This window comes from Rhodanobacter aciditrophus (genome assembly GCF_042679525.1).
In the GTDB taxonomy this organism is placed as follows: Bacteria; Pseudomonadota; Gammaproteobacteria; order Pseudomonadales; family Marinomonadaceae; genus Marinomonas; species Marinomonas aciditrophus.
Genome location: NZ_JBHTMN010000012.1, coordinates 108460 through 124535 on the forward strand (window position 1 = coordinate 108460; position 16076 = coordinate 124535).

General features: G+C 45.7%; 13 protein-coding genes. 10 read left to right on the forward strand and 3 right to left on the reverse strand.

All coding sequences use genetic code 11. From position 1 onward, the window contains the following. Positions 1-95 precede the first annotated feature (95 nt). The 9 genes from ACFQ45_RS11425 (at position 96) to ACFQ45_RS11465 (ending at position 11064) form a co-directional block, all read left to right on the forward strand. Positions 96-800, forward strand: a complete 705-nt coding sequence (locus tag ACFQ45_RS11425) for a PAS domain-containing protein (protein WP_377367772.1) — start codon at positions 96-98, stop codon at positions 798-800. Positions 801-879: 79 nt separating this feature from the next. After that, positions 880-1623: a 2Fe-2S iron-sulfur cluster-binding protein gene (locus tag ACFQ45_RS11430; protein ID WP_377367774.1), complete on the forward strand. Its 744-nt coding sequence runs from the start codon at positions 880-882 to the stop codon at positions 1621-1623. Positions 1624-1626: 3 nt separating this feature from the next. Further along, positions 1627-2820 carry an exonuclease SbcCD subunit D C-terminal domain-containing protein gene (locus tag ACFQ45_RS11435; RefSeq protein WP_377367776.1) on the forward strand — a complete coding sequence of 398 codons (1194 nt, stop codon included), beginning with the start codon at positions 1627-1629 and terminating at the stop codon, positions 2818-2820. Then, entirely contained in the window at positions 2817-6494 is a 3678-nt protein-coding gene (locus ACFQ45_RS11440; RefSeq protein WP_377367778.1) for an AAA family ATPase, read from the forward strand. Before ACFQ45_RS11435 ends, ACFQ45_RS11440 begins: the two co-directional genes overlap by 4 nt. Before the next feature lie 266 nt (positions 6495-6760). Continuing rightward, positions 6761-7486, forward strand: a complete 726-nt coding sequence (gene minC, locus ACFQ45_RS11445) for a septum site-determining protein MinC (RefSeq protein ID WP_377367780.1) — start codon at positions 6761-6763, stop codon at positions 7484-7486. A 42-nt stretch (positions 7487-7528) separates the two neighbouring features. Continuing rightward, positions 7529-8338 (forward strand): septum site-determining protein MinD, encoded by an 810-nt coding sequence (minD, locus tag ACFQ45_RS11450; protein WP_377367782.1) that lies wholly within the window; start codon positions 7529-7531, stop codon positions 8336-8338. A gap of 1 nt (position 8339) precedes the next feature. Then, on the forward strand, positions 8340-8597 hold the full coding sequence (gene minE, locus ACFQ45_RS11455) for a cell division topological specificity factor MinE (RefSeq protein WP_377367784.1): 258 nt from the start codon (positions 8340-8342) through the stop codon (positions 8595-8597). Positions 8598-8725: 128 nt separating this feature from the next. Next, positions 8726-9892 (forward strand): cytochrome-c peroxidase, encoded by a 1167-nt coding sequence (locus tag ACFQ45_RS11460; RefSeq protein ID WP_377367786.1) that lies wholly within the window; start codon positions 8726-8728, stop codon positions 9890-9892. A 119-nt stretch (positions 9893-10011) separates the two neighbouring features. Next, positions 10012-11064, forward strand: coding sequence for an aldo/keto reductase (locus tag ACFQ45_RS11465; protein ID WP_377367788.1), 1053 nt, complete (start codon positions 10012-10014; stop codon positions 11062-11064). Between the two features lie 72 nt (positions 11065-11136). Here the strand turns inward: ACFQ45_RS11465 and fusA are convergent, their stop codons facing one another. The 3 genes from fusA to ACFQ45_RS11480 form a co-directional block, all read right to left on the reverse strand. Further along, on the reverse strand, positions 11137-13227 hold the full coding sequence (gene fusA / locus ACFQ45_RS11470) for an elongation factor G (protein WP_377367790.1): 2091 nt from the start codon (positions 13225-13227) through the stop codon (positions 11137-11139). 311 nt (positions 13228-13538) lie between these two features. After that, positions 13539-14204 carry a TIGR04211 family SH3 domain-containing protein gene (locus ACFQ45_RS11475; protein ID WP_377367792.1) on the reverse strand — a complete coding sequence of 222 codons (666 nt, stop codon included), beginning with the start codon at positions 14202-14204 and terminating at the stop codon, positions 13539-13541. Between the two features lie 168 nt (positions 14205-14372). Continuing rightward, positions 14373-14957 (reverse strand): superoxide dismutase, encoded by a 585-nt coding sequence (locus ACFQ45_RS11480; RefSeq protein ID WP_377367794.1) that lies wholly within the window; start codon positions 14955-14957, stop codon positions 14373-14375. Between the two features lie 159 nt (positions 14958-15116). Between ACFQ45_RS11480 and ACFQ45_RS11485 the strand changes: the two genes are divergently transcribed. Next, a complete protein-coding gene (locus ACFQ45_RS11485; RefSeq protein WP_377367796.1) occupies positions 15117-16067 on the forward strand; it encodes a hypothetical protein in 951 nt (316 codons plus the stop codon). Positions 16068-16076: the final 9 nt, after the last annotated feature.

The window sequence follows — 16076 nt, forward strand, 5'->3', positions numbered from 1 at the left end:
GAGCCCCAACGACCTGCTAAATTTAGCAGGTCGTTTTTTTTATTGGGTAGAGCCTGTGACCATTTCGTTTCGTTACACTAAGAGTGCCAAATTCGATGCGTAGCAGTTTTACTCTGGCGCTTGTGCTCGCGTTCATACTCGGTGTGGCGGTTGAATACCTAGTGTTTAATCAAGTCCATTCCGAGTTCAATGTGCAAGCTTATTTGGTTGTTCTGGTTGTAGTGCTTATTTTAGCGCTCTTGTACAGCTTATACCGGCGTTATCATAGCTTTCATCTAATTTTGGCTCGTCATCATTTGGAATACCTAGAGGTCAGTATGGATGGCCTAAGTCTGTGTGAAAGCCTAGCAAAACGCTGTGAGGTGTTACGGCATCAACGAAATGATCTGAATGATGATTTAATTGGCGTACAGGTTCAGCTGCAAGAGGTGAATGAACTGTCGCGACTTTTGCTCGATAAACTACCAGACGCCAGTATTTTAGTTAATCAACATGGCGCTATTTTAGGTGTCAGTCAAAGTGCCCAATTGCTAACAGGCTACCCCATGCAAGAGGTGTTTGGGGCTTCCTTGGGTAAGTTGAAGCTGTTTGATGATTTAACAGAGTTATTTGAAAAAGGTTGGAGTCAGGAGCTAGCAACACGTTTAAAAGAGGTTTCTACTCCTCATATGGGGCAGTTGAAAGGCAAAGGAGGGAAATCGATGGCCTGTACATGGAGTATTAAAGAGTTGAATTTGCCCATCCATCGCTATTATCTCATTACCCTTGTTCCCCACAGAGGCGCATTGAAAATCTGCTAATCCCCCATGGGGGCTTGGGTTTGCATCCGATAGCTTCCCCCCGTCATAATAGGGTTTTGTACGGGATACTTAGCCCTTCATGTCTGAAATTTATACGGTCACACTGGATGGTTCTTCTTACCTTTTGCCCGCGGGCAGCAATCTTCTTCAAGGCTTGCTGGGTAAAGGAGCGATTGTGCCACACAGTTGTCTAGCGGGCGCTTGTGAAAGTTGTGCCTTGTTTGATCTGCACTCTCAGGAAAAACGCCTGACCTGCCAAACATCCGTGGATCAAAATCTCGCTTTAACCCGTTATGGACAAAATGCTTTTCCTATTGCCACACGAATAACGGATGTAACAGTGGAGGCAGATGATTTCGCTATCGTTACCTGCCACGCTAATACCGCTTTATTGCCCTGCGACGCCATTAATTGGCGTATTGGCGATGAGACGGGGATGTCAGTGAGTTTAACTTCCTCTGATGAAGCCGTGCGTTTATTGCTACCTATTCGTTTAGAAGCAGACTTTGGCACCCTAGAATTAGGTAAAAAACAGCAACGTACCCATATAGATCCAGCCCTTAAATCGGTCATTATTTGTGAGGGGCACCTCGTGCCATTGGGGGACGAGTTAATTAAATCACTGATGGCGCTCAGTCACCGAGTTTATGGGCAACCACTGGTGACTGACTTTGAAGGGGCCATCCCAGATCAAGTCTTTCAACGTTATGACGTGGCATATGTTTTAATTGATCGCAGTGTGTCTATGGAATCCTTAGAGAAAGTGTTTAGCCTCAGTAAGATGCGGGTTGAGCAGTACCAGTACCTTTTACTTACGAAGTAGTCTATGAAAATTCTCCATACCTCTGATTGGCATCTTGGGCAAAGCTTTATGGGGCGAAGTCGCGCCGAGGAACATCAATTATTGATTAGCTGGTTACTGGATTACGTAACCGCAGCAAACATTGAAGCAGTGATTTTAGCTGGAGATGTGTTTGATACCAGTACACCTCCCAGTTATGCCCGAGAGCTTTATCTAGAATTGGTGTTGGCTTTATATCAACGGGATTGTGCTCTGATCGTGGTGGCAGGAAATCATGATTCTGTGAGTGTGCTCAATGAAAGTAAAAGCCTGCTACAGCAGATGAATACCTATGTGATTACTCAACCCAGTTGGGACCAACTAGAAGCATCATTGGTGACCTTAAAGAACCGAGCCGGGGAGCGTGCTGCAATGGTCTGCGCGGTCCCTTTTTTAAGAGTCAGAGACATGGTGCAGCGTGAGTTAGGACAGTCCATTGATGCGAAACAAGCGCAACTGTCAGATCGTATTCAAGCCTATTACAGGGTGCTATATGAGCAAGCCAAGCAAGTGGCCGAAGATTTACCTATCATTGGTACAGGGCATTTGACGGTATTAGGTGGCCAGAAAACAGAGTCCGTGCGAGATATTTATGTGGGGACCCTTGAGGCGCTCCCGCCAGCGTTATTACCAGAATTCGATTACTTGGCGCTTGGTCACATTCATAAGCCAATGCAGGTGGGGGGTAAAGAGCAGTGGCGTTACTCGGGTTCACCCATTCCTATGAGTTTTGATGAAAGTGGTACACAAAAATCTGTGGCGGTTTTTGATACAGAGAATAAGAACGTAGACCTTATTTCTATCCCAAATTTTAGGGAGCTAAGAAGTCTAAAAGGCAGTCGTGATGAGTTAGTTGAAGCATTAGCGGCTATCACAAACGAGTCCGAATTATGCCTATGGCTTGATTTAACCTTGACCGATGACATCAATATTGGCTTGTTTCAAGAGCAGGTGAGTGAGCTACTGGAGGGTAAAAATATTGAGGTGCTTAAGGTGCAACGCCTTCGTAAGCACATTAGTCTCAATACCAATAACGGCGAAACAGCGACCTTGGAAGATGTGACTCCGCAAGATGTGTTTGCCCAGCTATTGGAAGAAAAACAACTTGATGAAGATCACGCCAAACATCTTGCGCAAATGTTCAATACCTTTATCGATGAGAATGAGGTCGCGGAATGAAGATTTGCTCACTGGGGTTTGAAAACTTAAATTCCCTCAAAGGTAAATGGTTCATTGATTTCGAAGCTGAGCCGTTAGCAAGTTCTGGAATATTCGCCATCACTGGGCCAACAGGGGCAGGTAAGTCCACCTTACTAGATGCCATGTGTCTTGCCCTTTACCATCAAACGCCAAGGGTAAATGTGTCCCAGTCGGCCAATGATGTCATGACGCGTCATACGGCCCATTGTTCAGCCGAAGTGGTGTTTGAAGTAAAAGGTGTCCGCTATCGAGCCTTTTGGGGACAGCGGCGGGCCCGCAACCAAGCCACTGGAAATTTACAGCAGATTCAATGTGAACTGGCCCAATCAGATGGCACAGTTATCACCGACAAAATTGCCCCTAAAATCGCCAAGGTTGCGGAATTAACAGGTTTGGACTTTGACCGCTTTACCCGCTCCATGATGCTGGCACAGGGTGGCTTTGCTGCTTTCTTGAATGCCAAAGATGGAGAGCGTGCTGAGTTACTAGAAGAGCTTACCGGTACGGAGCTGTACGCCATTATATCTAAGCGTATCTTTGAACGGCATCGTGAAGGCAAGCAAGAGATACAACAACAAGAGGCGATTTACGCAAGCCATAAGTTGATGGATGAAGACGCTTTTTCGGCTCTGTCTACACAGCTACAAGAGTATAGTTTGACCCAACAGGCTCTTGAAAAAGAGTTGGAGCGATTGAATCAGGGCGTAAGTTGGTTTAGCCGCCTAAGAGAGTTGCGTAGTAAGCAAAATCAAGCTCAAAAGGAGTTCGGACTTGCAAACGAAACCTTGGCCTCTCATGGATCAGAGTTTGACCGGTTGGCATTTGCTCAGAAAGCAGAGAGTCTGGAAGTTGGGCAACAACAATTGGTTGAGTTGGCCAAGGAGTGTGATAAGCAAAGCACTCAATTAAAAGGTATTAATCATGAGGTTCAGGTCTGTGATGAAGCGTTAAAAGAGGCCAATTCTGAATGTGACCAGAGCCAGCATCACCTAGATCAAGCGAAGCAATCAATGATGACGTTTGAGCGCCAAGCTGAAAATCATTGGACTCCAATGGAACAAAAGATTGGGGCGGTAAGTGGAGAATTAGAGCGTGAGCACAGTCTTCTTGTAAAGCTGTTGGAGCAAAAGCAGGCGGCTGCATCGACGGATCAGTCATTGCAGTCTGACATTGATAAGGTTCAATCTGAGTTGCTGTCTCATAAAGTGGCTTCTGCGGCGTGGAAAGATGGAGGTAGAGCTCAATCTTTACTGGCCAAATGGGAAGCCCAAGAAGCTGAGTTGGTCAATGCTGAACGACAATTAAGTGAATTGATTGCCAAAGAAAACCAGCAGGGAATAATACTGCAGCAACTTGAGCAAGAGAGAGTATCGATTCTTGATCAGCAGAATACATGCCGCTCAGAAATAGCTCAGCAGGATGAAGTTGAAGAAGCCGCGCGCCAACAACTGCAAGTGACACTGGGGGCGTCTGGCAGTATTGAAGAGCGACGTTCCTTGCTTCAGAAAAAACGGGATGCCTTGGCTCGTTTGTCTGGCGCGGAAGGGGATGTTCGCCGTTTAGAGCAACTGAGTCGACTGGTGAGTGAGCGAAAGCAAGAATGGCAGGTATCGGAACAGGAGCATCAAAGGCTGACCCAGCAAGAAGCAGACCTTGATGCTAAACAACAAGCGATACATCAGCATTTGGAAGACTTGCAAGCAAGGCGTCTGTTACAGCAGCGGTTATCGGTGTTAGAGCAAGAACGGAAGAGCTTAATTCCCGGCGACCCTTGCGGTGTTTGTGGTGCGACAGAGCATGACCTCAACAAAGCCGCCCCGATTACGATTGATCTAAATCTTGAAACTCGTTACCAGCAGTTAGAAGAATCCTATCAACAAGCCGTTAAAGCTTACCAAGCATGCCATCAAGCATTAGAGTTGCTGCGGCACAAGTTAGCCCAGCAGCGTCAAACAGTTCTTGATTGGGAGCAGGAACAGCAGGCTCTTAATCACCAGCTTGAAATGACTTTATCCAGCTGGTTTGAAAAGGTGCCTGATATAGAAAGCTATAAAGCTGGGATGGAAGCTTTCTGGGGAGAACTCACACATCAGGAAGCCGAATTAGAGCAAGCCGTTAATATTGAAAAGACCCTACAAAAAGGCGGCTTAGCGAGGGTGCAAAACACCATTAGATTGACTCAGCTGGAAAAAGATGCAGAACGTTTGGATCTTAGTAAGGCCCAAGCACAGCAGCAATTGACGTCGTTACAACGACAGAATGCAGAGCAAACCCAAAGCTTAGCTAACAGACGTCAGGTATTTATTAGTGAAGTGAATGAACTGATTTTGGAGCCAGCTTTAATTCAAGAGGATTACGTCAATCTTCAGCAAATCAATGAAGCACTGGAGAAATGGGCATCGGCATCTCGGAACACAGCAGAGTGTCAAAAATTAATCAGCGAATTAGAGTGGCGCTTAGAAGCGAGCGGTAAACATACACAGGACCTCCTATCACAAGAACAAGCCTGTCAAGAGCGCATGGCGGAACTCAAAAAACAAAAGCAAGCATTGGTCGCTGAGTTGGTCACCGCACTAGATGGCAAAAGTGTGGCTTCCACACGTCAATGGTGGCTGGATCAAATTGTTGATAAAGAACGAGCCTTTAATGAATGGTCGACCAAGCGGGAAAGGCTAACGCTCAATCATACCCGGTTGGCGACTGAGCTTGATAGTTGTCAAATTCGATTACAGGAAGCAGAGCAAGTGCTTTCAAAAGCGCAAGCAGAGTACCAACGTGCGTTAGAAGAAAATGGGTTTGCTTCGGAACAAGTGCGTCAGAGCAGTCGATTGGCACCAGAAGTGCGACAGCGGTTATCTGACTTGAAAGAGCAACTACATAGTAAGATCCAAGAATTAAACATTGAGATTCGTAATAGAGATCAGGAATTGGCTCAAGAAGAGCAGTCGGTTCCAAGTTCGATAGCGGAGTCGGATACCTATGAAAGTCTCACGGATCAGCAGCAAGGGGTTAAAGCTAAGTATCAAGCCCTATTGCTGGAGTTGGGAGAAGTTCGTGAGCGAGTTCGGGCGGAGCAGGAAAACCGACAAGGCAATCTGACCTTAATGAAAGAGATTAAAGCAAAGAAAGAAGCTTTTGCCGTACTGGATGACTTAAATGCTCTTATTGGCTCCGCGGACGGAGCTAAATTTAGGCGTTATGCCCAGTCAGTCACACTGGATCATCTTATTTGGCTGGCAAATAAGCATTTAAGTAGTCTCCATGGTCGCTACGAGTTGCAGCGTAGGGCAGCTGAGGGTCTAGCGTTAGAAGTGATTGACCATTGGCAAGGGGATGCCTCTAGGGATACTAAAACCCTATCAGGAGGAGAGTCTTTCCTTGTCAGTTTGGCGCTTGCTGTCTCTCTATCTGATTTGGTATCCCATAAGACATCCATCGATTCTCTGTTTTTGGATGAGGGGTTTGGGACGTTAGACAGTGAGACCCTTGATACGGCCTTGGATGCCCTAGATCGGCTGAATAGTCATGGTAAAACAATAGGTATCATCAGTCATGTTGAGGCGTTAAAGGAACGCATACCCACTCAAATTAAAGTGTCTAAGCACTCAGGGTTAGGGGTGTCCACATTAGACTATCAATACCGTGCGCCATAATGGGGATCAAAATGGGTCATGAGTTTTCCCCAGAAAAGGTGGCAAAACCTTGTAAATAAGCTGTAAAAGTTATTAAAAAACAGGGGGTTAAGGGATTAGTTTAATTTGCACACAATGGGGTCTATCGGGCACAATCAAGGTGCGATGATAGAAATAGTTTTCATCATCGCACTTCATTTGCGGTGGTATATTGCTAGAATAGGTACTGGTTTACAGCCAGCAAAATGTAATTGCTACGGCTTTGATTTATTTAAGGATTTCTCTAGATGTCAGATACTGACTTTCGTCTCAAAGGAAGCGTTGTTACCACAGTCGTGTTAGAAGTACGCAGGTTAAATGTGGAACAGGTCATTTTGGGGCTAAAGGAAAAGATTGCTCAGGTGCCGCAGTTTTTTAATCAGGCGCCATTGATTGTTGACTTCAGTCACTGTGAGAAGGTGTCTTTTGATGCTTTTGAATCATTAATTGATAACTGTCGGCTGCTAGGTTTAGCGGTTATGGGGTGGAGAGCTCCTGACAATGGTGTTCCCCCTTGGCGCTCTGATGTATTGCTTCCCATGTTGCCAAGTGGTGGAAACCGCAAGATTAACATTAAAAATGAGGACAGTGCTCCCGCTTCAGACCCACATGTGGTGATCAAAACGGTTGTGGAAGAAAGGGAAATTGCTCAGCCTGCCACCTTGGTGACGAAGCCGATTCGCTCTGGGCAGCAGATTTACGCTCCAGGTGATCTGATCATTGTATCCCAGGTCAGCCCAGGGGCAGAGGTGTTAGCGGAAGGCAATATTCACATTTACGGGGCGTTGCGTGGCCGAGCCCTGGCAGGTATTAAAGGTAATACTGACGCGCGTATTTTTTGTCGTAGTATGGAAGCTGAACTGGTCTCTGTTGCAGGAAATTTCATGTTGAGCGACGCACTACAAAATATTATTTGGAAAGAGACAGCGCAAGTGCTATTAGTGGACGATACGTTAGAAGTCGTACCGTTGTAACCATAGCATGAGCTTATGAGATTCAGTTTGGGGGATAAATAGTTGGCTAAGATTATCGTCGTAACCTCTGGTAAAGGCGGGGTAGGTAAGACCACTTCCAGTGCCGCAATTGGTACCGGGTTGGCTCTAAAGGGGCACAAAACAGTCATCATCGATTTTGATGTGGGCTTGCGTAATCTTGATTTGATTATGGGGTGTGAACGTCGCGTGGTATACGACTTCGTAAACGTTATCAACAAGGAAGCGACCTTGTCCCAGACTCTTATTAAGGATAAACGTACGAAAAATTTGTTTATTCTGCCGGCTTCTCAGACCCGAGATAAAGATGCATTGACGCCGGAAGGTGTTCAGGCTGTATTGGATGAGTTGTCCCAAGAGTTTGATTACATTGTGTGTGACTCTCCGGCAGGTATCGAGCGTGGTGCTCAGATGGCTCTCTACTTTGCTGATGTGGCGATTGTTGTGACCAACCCTGAAGTATCTTCAGTGCGAGATTCTGATCGTATTTTAGGTATTCTACAGAGCAAAAGTCGCCGTGCAGAACGTGGTGAGTCACCGATTGAAGAGCATTTGCTGCTCACTCGTTACAACCCTGAGCGAGTTTCAGAGGGTGAGATGCTAAGTGTAGAGGACGTGGAGGAGATTTTGGCAATTCCTCTATTGGGTGTTATCCCTGAGTCTGAAGCTGTGTTAAAGGCATCTAACCAAGGTACGCCAGTGATTCTTGATAGCCAAGCTGAGGCAGGATTGGCTTATGGTGATGCAGTGGATCGATTGCTAGGTGAAGAGCGTCCTCTTCGCTTTATCGACTTGCAAAAGAAAGGATTCTTCAAACGGTTACTAGGGGGCTAGAGTGGGTATTTTTGATTACTTTAAGAGTAAGAGTGAACCAAGCTCTGCATCGGTTGCGAAAGATCGTCTGCAAATCATCGTTGCCCATGAGCGCAGTCGTCGTCACCAGCCTGATTATTTGCCGCAAATGCAGCAAGAGATCATTGATGTGATCCGTAAATACGTACAAGTGGAATCAGATGATGTTCAGATTCAGCTTGAAAATACAGATGACTGCTCTGTGCTGGAGTTGAATGTAACCTTGCCTGAGAAAAACTAGGGGCAAAAGCCTGATTAATATCATGGAATATTGATCAGGCTGAATTCCAGTTTGCTTTGGTTGGAATTGCACTTAACCCCATTTGCCTTCCGATGTATCATAGGGGCTTAAATGTAATGAGTTTTCCTATGAAATACACTGCTATATTTTTTACTTTGCTAACCTCTTTTGTTGTGGGTTGCTCATCACAGTCTGAGCCTCAAAATCCCCCTGAGACCCCCAAAAACGACTTGCCAATTCCTTTGGACAATCCTAAGGCGATGCTTGGGAGTCAGCTGTTTTTTGATGTGAATCTTTCTAAAAACCGTAATCAATCTTGTGCCACTTGCCATGACATTGGCCAAGCATTTACAGATAGGCGTTTGACTGGCGCTGAAGGGGCTGTGTCAATCGGTAGTGATGATGTCTCCATGGGAGATAGAAATACGCCTACAGCGATGTATTCTGCTTTAACGCCGCGTTTTCATCGCATGTCTTCTGGAGAATATCGAGGCGGGCAGTTTTTAGATGGCCGAGCGTCTTCATTGGCTGATCAAGCGGCAGGTCCTTTTGTAAATCCTGTTGAAATGCAAATGCCCTCAGAGGACTCAGTTGTAGATCGTGTGCTTGAGCGTGATGACTATGTTGCCTCATTTGAGCAGATTTATGGTGATGGCTTGTTTGAAGATAAGGCTAAAGCATTTAGTGCTATTACGGATGCCATTGCCCATTTCGAAAGCACTGAATTATTCATGCCGTTTAACTCGAAGTATGATCGTGTCATGCGTGGGGAAGCAACATTTACACCTCAGGAGGAGTTGGGGCGTACCTTGTTTTTCTCTGAGCAGTTTACGAATTGTAATGCTTGCCATCAGTTGAATCCTTCGCCTTTCTTTGAGCGGGAAACTTTTACAAATTACGAGTACCGTAATATCGGAGTGCCCCCAAATCCTAACTTGAAGCATTTAGCTGGTGCGGATCTGGGTTTAAGGGCTCATCCGAATATCAATGACGATATTGAGCGCGGTAAGTTCCGTGTGCCAACCCTGAGAAATGTGGCGGTCACTGGCCCTTATATGCATAACGGTGTGTTTAAGGATTTGCGTACCGTGGTGTTGTTCTACGATAAGTACAATAACCCAACACGTAAATTGAATCCTGAAACTGGCGCCCCTTGGGCGGAACCAGAAGTTTCCGAAAACATTGATTTTGCGACCTTAGAGCAGTCACCCGCTTTGGATGATCGTCGAGTAGATGCTCTGGTCGCTTTCTTGAAAACGTTAACAGATCAGCAATACGAATACCTACAAGAGTAGGTATTTCTCTCCCTTCAGCCAGCCCTTCACATTCTTTCCTCCCCTTGGGCTGGCTTTGTTTCTCGGTATTCTTTACATTTCTAAAGTCGAATATTAACTGTAAATAGGAATGTGAATTCATGAAGTACAGTAAGTTAGGTCGAACTGGTCTAGATGTGTCCCGTGTGTGCCTTGGCACCATGACATGGGGGACTCAAAATGATCAAAAAGACGCTGATGAACAAATGGCGTACGCTTTAGATCAAGGTATTAACTTTATTGATACGGCGGAAATGTACTCAGTACCGCCTACGCCGGAATCCTATGGTAAGACTGAAACCATTATCGGTGATTGGAACCGTCGTAATCCAAATCGTCGCGAAGAGTATGTCTTAGCTTCAAAGATCGCAGGTGGTGGTGTAAAACATATCCGTAATGGTGGCGAAATTGATGGTGAGGCTATTATTTCATCCGTTGATGCGTCTCTGGCTCGCTTGCAGACGGACTATATTGACCTGTACCAGTTGCACTGGCCAAATCGCACGTCGCCTCATTTTGCGAAGCATTGGCCTGGCAAGATTACATTCTCAGATGTGGATCGTGATGCCCATTCTGCGAAGATGTTAGAAATCCTTCAGGCCATTGAGGAGTGTGTCAAAGCGGGTAAGATCCGTCATTTTGGTCTATCAGATGATACGACTTGGGGAATTAATGAATACATTCGCTTGAGTGAACAACATGATTTGCCTCGTGTTGCATCGATTCAGAATGAGTTCAGCTTGTTGCACGCAAAAGATTGGCCTTATTTGATCGAAAACTGTGTGCATGAGGATGTGGCTTATTTGCCATGGTCACCACTAGCGGCTGGCTCTCTAAGTGGTAAATACCTTGATGGCGCACGTCCTGAGGGAAGTCGTTGGACATATTCTCAGCGCCAAGGTTTGTTCCGTGATACTGAGCAAGCAAACGCGGCTGTAAAAGCTTATATGGACGTGGCGGCTAAGCATGGTATGAGTGCAGTAGAATTAGCGCTAGCTTGGTGTGATCAAGTGGATGGTGTGACTTCTACAATTATCGGTGCGACGACTTTGTCGCAGCTTCAGGAAGATGTAGATGCTTTTGAGCTATCATTGTCGGATGAAGTGTTGAAGGATGTGGCAGAGGTATTTAGGCAATATCCTGTACCATTCTAAATAATGGTCACCATAAGACATAAAAAAACCCGGCCTAAGCCGGGTTTTTGTTATGCACTTCTAGAAAGAAGATTATTTTTCTTCTTTCTTAGCTTTAGCTGCTTCGATTACTGTTTCAGCAACGTTTGCAGGACATGGAGCGTAGTGAGCGAATTCCATAGAGAATTGACCACGGCCAGAAGTGATTGTACGTAGGTGACCAATGTATCCGAACATTTCAGATAGTGGTACTTCACCTTTGATACGAACGCCAGTTAGGCCAGCTTCTTGGTCTTTGATCATGCCGCGACGACGGTTCAAGTCACCGATTACATCACCAACATTGTCTTCTGGAGTGAACACGTCAACTTTCATGATAGGCTCAAGAAGTTGTGCGCCAGCTTTTGGAATAGACTGACGGAAAGCGCCTTTTGCAGCGATTTCGAAGGCTACTGCAGAGGAGTCAACTGCGTGGTAGCTACCGTCAAACAATTCAACTTCAACGTCAAGAACAGGGAAGCCTGCTAGGACACCTTCGTCCATCATAGACTTGAAGCCTTTCTCAACTGCAGGCCAGAATTCTTTCGGTACGTTACCGCCCACAACAGAAGATGTGAACGTGAAGCCAGAGTTTGGCTCACCTGGTTTGATGCGGTAATCGATCTTACCGAACTGACCAGAACCACCAGATTGTTTCTTGTGCGTGTAGCTATCTTCGATTTCTTTCGTGATAGTTTCACGGTAAGCAACCTGAGGCTGACCTACGATTAGGTCTACGCCGTATGTACGCTTAAGAATGTCAACTTTGATGTCAAGGTGAAGCTCACCCATACCTTTAAGGATGGTTTCGCCAGAATCTTCATCAGTTTCAACTTGGAAAGAAGGGTCTTCTGCAACCATTTTACCGATTGCGATACCCATTTTTTCCATACCAGACTTATCTTTAGGCTGTACAGCGATAGAGATTACTGGCTCTGGGAAGATCATTGCTTCAAGAGTACATTCGTTCTTAGGATCACAAAGAGTGTGACCTGTTTGAACGTTCTTCATACCAATGATGGCAATGATGTCACCAGCTTGCGCTTCAGTGATTTCGTTACGATCGTCTGCCTGCATTTCAACCATACGGCCGATACGCTCAGTTTTACCTGTAGCAGAGTTAAGAATCGTGTCACCTTTCTTAAGGCGGCCAGAGTAGATACGAATGAACGTCAACGCGCCAAAGCGGTCGTCCATGATCTTGAATGCAAGTGCGCGTAGTGGCTCGTCTGCAGAGACTGTTGCAACTTTACCAGTCGGCTCACCAGTTTCAGGATCAGTAAGATCTTGTGGGTCAACTTCTGTTGGGTTTGGTAGGTAGTCAACAACAGCGTCTAGTACTAGTTGAACACCTTTGTTCTTAAATGCAGAACCACAGTAAGTTGGGAAGAATGCAAGATCACGTGTACCTTTACGGATACAACGTTTAATTTCGTCGATAGATGGCACTTCACCTTCTTCAAGGTAAGCCATCATTAGATCTTCGTCTTGCTCAAGAGCCGTTTCGATTAGGGCTTCATGGTATTCTTCAACTTTGTCTACCATGTCTGCTGGAACGTCTTTGATTTCGTAGTTTTCTGGAAGACCAGTGTCGTCCCAAACGTACGCTTTCTTAGAAAGAACGTCTACAACACCTACGAAGTCATCTTCTTCACCAATTGGAAGAGTCATAACAAGTGGGTTAGCAGCTAGAACGTTTTTAACTTGATCTACAACGCGGTAGAAGTTCGCACCAAGGCGGTCAAGTTTGTTAACGAAGATAACACGAGCAACTTCTGACTCGTTAGCGTAGCGCCAGTTGGTTTCTGATTGTGGCTCAACACCACCAGAACCACAGAATACACCGATACCGCCGTCAAGTACTTTCAAGGAACGGTATACTTCTACTGTGAAGTCAACGTGTCCAGGAGTATCGATAACGTTCAAGCGGTGCTTTTTCCACTCACATGTTACGGCAGCAGATTGGATAGTGATACCACGCTCCGCTTCCTGCTCCATGAAGTCAGTAGTAGATTCGCCGTCATGAACCTCACCAGTTTTGTGGATCTTACCAGTAAGTTTCAAGATACGTTCAGTTGTGGTCGTTTTACCCGCGTCAACGTGGGCAAAGATACCGATGTTTCTGTATAGAGATAAGTCAGCCATTACATTGCTCTAATTAGTGTAGGATGAATTTTTCGCGTATTAGTATACGAGACTTTTCAGCGAAGTAGTCAGGTATTGGCGGCTATTCTATTATAAGAAGGCACAGCAATAAAAGAGGCGCATGGGCTACGGCTAGGCTATTTACGTAATTATTTTAGTTGGTTTGCCATTATCCGTTAGGAATACTGCCGTAAAGTGAGAGAGGGCACTGGTTTGGGGGTCACTTGGTGAATCAGTGTATTTGCTGTTCAAAGTGAAAAAGTCGATAGGATTAGCAAAAAAGCGAGCCGGAGCTCGCTTTATAGCATCTATTACCAAGAGCTGGATGGTGTTTTCTTACGACGTGTCATAGGAAATAAGAAGCCAAATAAGCCGCCTATTAATAAGGTGCCGGCACCAATCATAAACCAGCGCTGCTCCGTAGAGGAGGTTAGACGATCATTTTGAGCGACTAGGGCATCAACTTGCTGTTGCAGAGATTCAATTTTGTAATCAGAGGACTCGTTTGCAGAGACAATTTCTTCTGCACGCTGTGCGAGTTCCGATACGTCTTCTAATTGTTGTTCCAAGCTTTCACGTTGTTCTGTTAACTGGCTAACAGAATTGGCAAGTTCAGTGTTTGAATTGCGCACTTCTTGTAGGTCTTCTGCAGCGGCTGCGCGTTGTTCTTGCGCTGCAGTAAGTTGGTTCTGTAAATATACCAATTGGTCGCGGCTTACACGGTCTTCACTAACAAAGTAATCTGGCAGCCAGCCCTCATTGCCTTCAGGTGAACGGACTTTTACATAGCCTTCGCTGCGATCTAGAACTGTTAGAGGTGTGCCGCTGCGAATACCTCGTTCAGTGGCCCTTGTGGAATTATCCATGCCTTCACGAATCGCCACAAATTGAATATCAGAAACATAGACAGTTTCTGCTTGCGCGGAAAGTACAATACTAAAAGAAGCGGTTAATCCAAAAAGAAGGTGTTTCAGCACGTTAAGACCCTTTAACAATCAATTACTTGTAGCGCCACAATACCGCCACAGACCAATAAGAGCAACATGCAGTTGGTCTGTGCTAGGGCGCGATTGTGTCAGTAAAGAGTAAAACAAAAAAAGCGCGATTAAAATCGCGCTTTTGTGACTGGCTCTTAATAGCCTTTATTATGCTGAGAAGTTGGCTGCCGCAAATTCCCAGTTAGCAAGTGCCCAGAAGCCTTTAAGGTAATCAGGACGTACGTTGCGGTAATCGATGTAGTAAGCGTGTTCCCACAAGTCAACAGTGATTAGAGGTGTCTGGCCTGCTGTTAATGGTGTGCCTGCGTTACTAGTGTTAACGATTTCTAGGTCGCCAGATTCAGTTTTAACCAACCAAGTCCAGCTAGAGCCGAAGTTGTTAACCGCTTTGTCGTTGAACTCTTCCTGGAATTTAGCGAAAGAACCCCATTTAGCGTTGATCGCGTCAGCTAGCGCGCCAGTTGGCTCGCCACCACCGTTAGGGGTTAAGCTGTTCCAAAAGAAAGTGTGGTTCCAGATTTGCGCAGCGTTGTTGAAAACTGGGCCAGCTGGAGCAGCAGCGATGATTTCTTCTAGAGTCTTACCTTCGTACTCTGAACCAGGTACTAGACCGTTCAATTTAGTCACGTAAGTGTTGTGGTGCTTTCCGTAGTGAAACTCTAGAGTTTCAGTAGACATATGCGGCTCAAGTGCATCTTTAGCGTAAGGTAGAGCTGGTAATTCAAAAGCCATTTCTTTTCTCCTTGCTTTATGTGTAACGAAAAGTGCTTGTGATCAAGCAGTTAATGGTGATTATATACTAGCATCGAACGTTTGAAGATTATATTCATTCTGTTTGTGTGGTTATTTATTTCATAGTTATTCAAAAATGTACTCGACGACCTGGTTACCATGCGAAAAGATGACGACGTAGAAATCCCAAGTCTTACACTAGATCAAGATGAGATCAGTGATCGACCTTCCTCCGTAAATCCGACGGCTCAAGCTAAAAAACGCCGACTTAATCCGCCCCCTGCGAAACCAACCCCTGGTACACAGGCCACCAGTGTGCGAGCAAAAAAACAAAGCTTGTTTGGTGTGTATTTCCTATTGCTGCTGATACTTGCGGCAGCCGGCGCTGGGGGTTATTGGCTTTGGTTGGATAATCAAAAGCTGCGTAATGAATTAACTGGCGCTAAGAGTCAGATCCAGGATCTCGATCATCAGCTGTTAGCCGCCGATGTTTCCTCCGATAAGTTAGGAGCCACTGTCGAAGAGGTGCTTAAGAACCATGACAGCGAAATTCGTAAGTTATGGGGTGTGGCGTATGACCGAAATCGCGGCAACATCAGTGCCAATACCGAGGCTTTAGAAAAGCTTGATGGGCGCTTGGGCGATTTGCGTGAAACAGTGTCTACCCAATCTAAGCGTGTGGCAGTTCAAGCAGATGCTTTTAATGAAGTGGAGAATGGTTATAACCGTTTAATCGACTCGGTTGCCGCAGTTGAGGTGAAGCAGACGGCTCAGGATGAAAGCGTCAGTGAGTTGGTGGCCAAAGGGGAGCAAAATGCCAGTGCTTTATCTGCCCAGCAGGGGAGTATCGAAGCCATGCGTTTACAGCTAGATGAAATCTCTTCCCGCTTAGATTCTCTTGCTAATTCTTTGGAAGAGCAGCGCCGCCTAGTGGCATCTGCTAGCGATTCGCCATCCTTTACACCAGAAATGGAGGCGCAATTGAATAGTTATGATGAGGCGATTAAATCTATCGATGAATTTCGCCCCCAAGTGTTGCGTGAAATTAATAGTTTGAAAGCGCAAGTGCGTCAGATTTCATTGCAACAAACTTTGAGCTTGGATGAGTAACACGTCCTT

Coding starts and splice junctions, on each gene's coding strand:
- ACFQ45_RS11460 (WP_377367786.1), top strand. CDS start 8,726: ATGAAATACACTGCTATATTTTTTACTTTGCTAACCTCTTTTGTTGTG.
- ACFQ45_RS11440 (WP_377367778.1), top strand. CDS start 2,817: ATGAAGATTTGCTCACTGGGGTTTGAAAACTTAAATTCCCTCAAAGGT.
- ACFQ45_RS11430 (WP_377367774.1), top strand. CDS start 880: ATGTCTGAAATTTATACGGTCACACTGGATGGTTCTTCTTACCTTTTG.
- ACFQ45_RS11485 (WP_377367796.1), top strand. CDS start 15,117: ATGCGAAAAGATGACGACGTAGAAATCCCAAGTCTTACACTAGATCAA.
- ACFQ45_RS11465 (WP_377367788.1), top strand. CDS start 10,012: ATGAAGTACAGTAAGTTAGGTCGAACTGGTCTAGATGTGTCCCGTGTG.
- ACFQ45_RS11425 (WP_377367772.1), top strand. CDS start 96: ATGCGTAGCAGTTTTACTCTGGCGCTTGTGCTCGCGTTCATACTCGGT.
- ACFQ45_RS11480 (WP_377367794.1), bottom strand. CDS start 14,957: ATGGCTTTTGAATTACCAGCTCTACCTTACGCTAAAGATGCACTTGAG.
- ACFQ45_RS11435 (WP_377367776.1), top strand. CDS start 1,627: ATGAAAATTCTCCATACCTCTGATTGGCATCTTGGGCAAAGCTTTATG.
- fusA (WP_377367790.1), bottom strand. CDS start 13,227: ATGGCTGACTTATCTCTATACAGAAACATCGGTATCTTTGCCCACGTT.
- minC (WP_377367780.1), top strand. CDS start 6,761: ATGTCAGATACTGACTTTCGTCTCAAAGGAAGCGTTGTTACCACAGTC.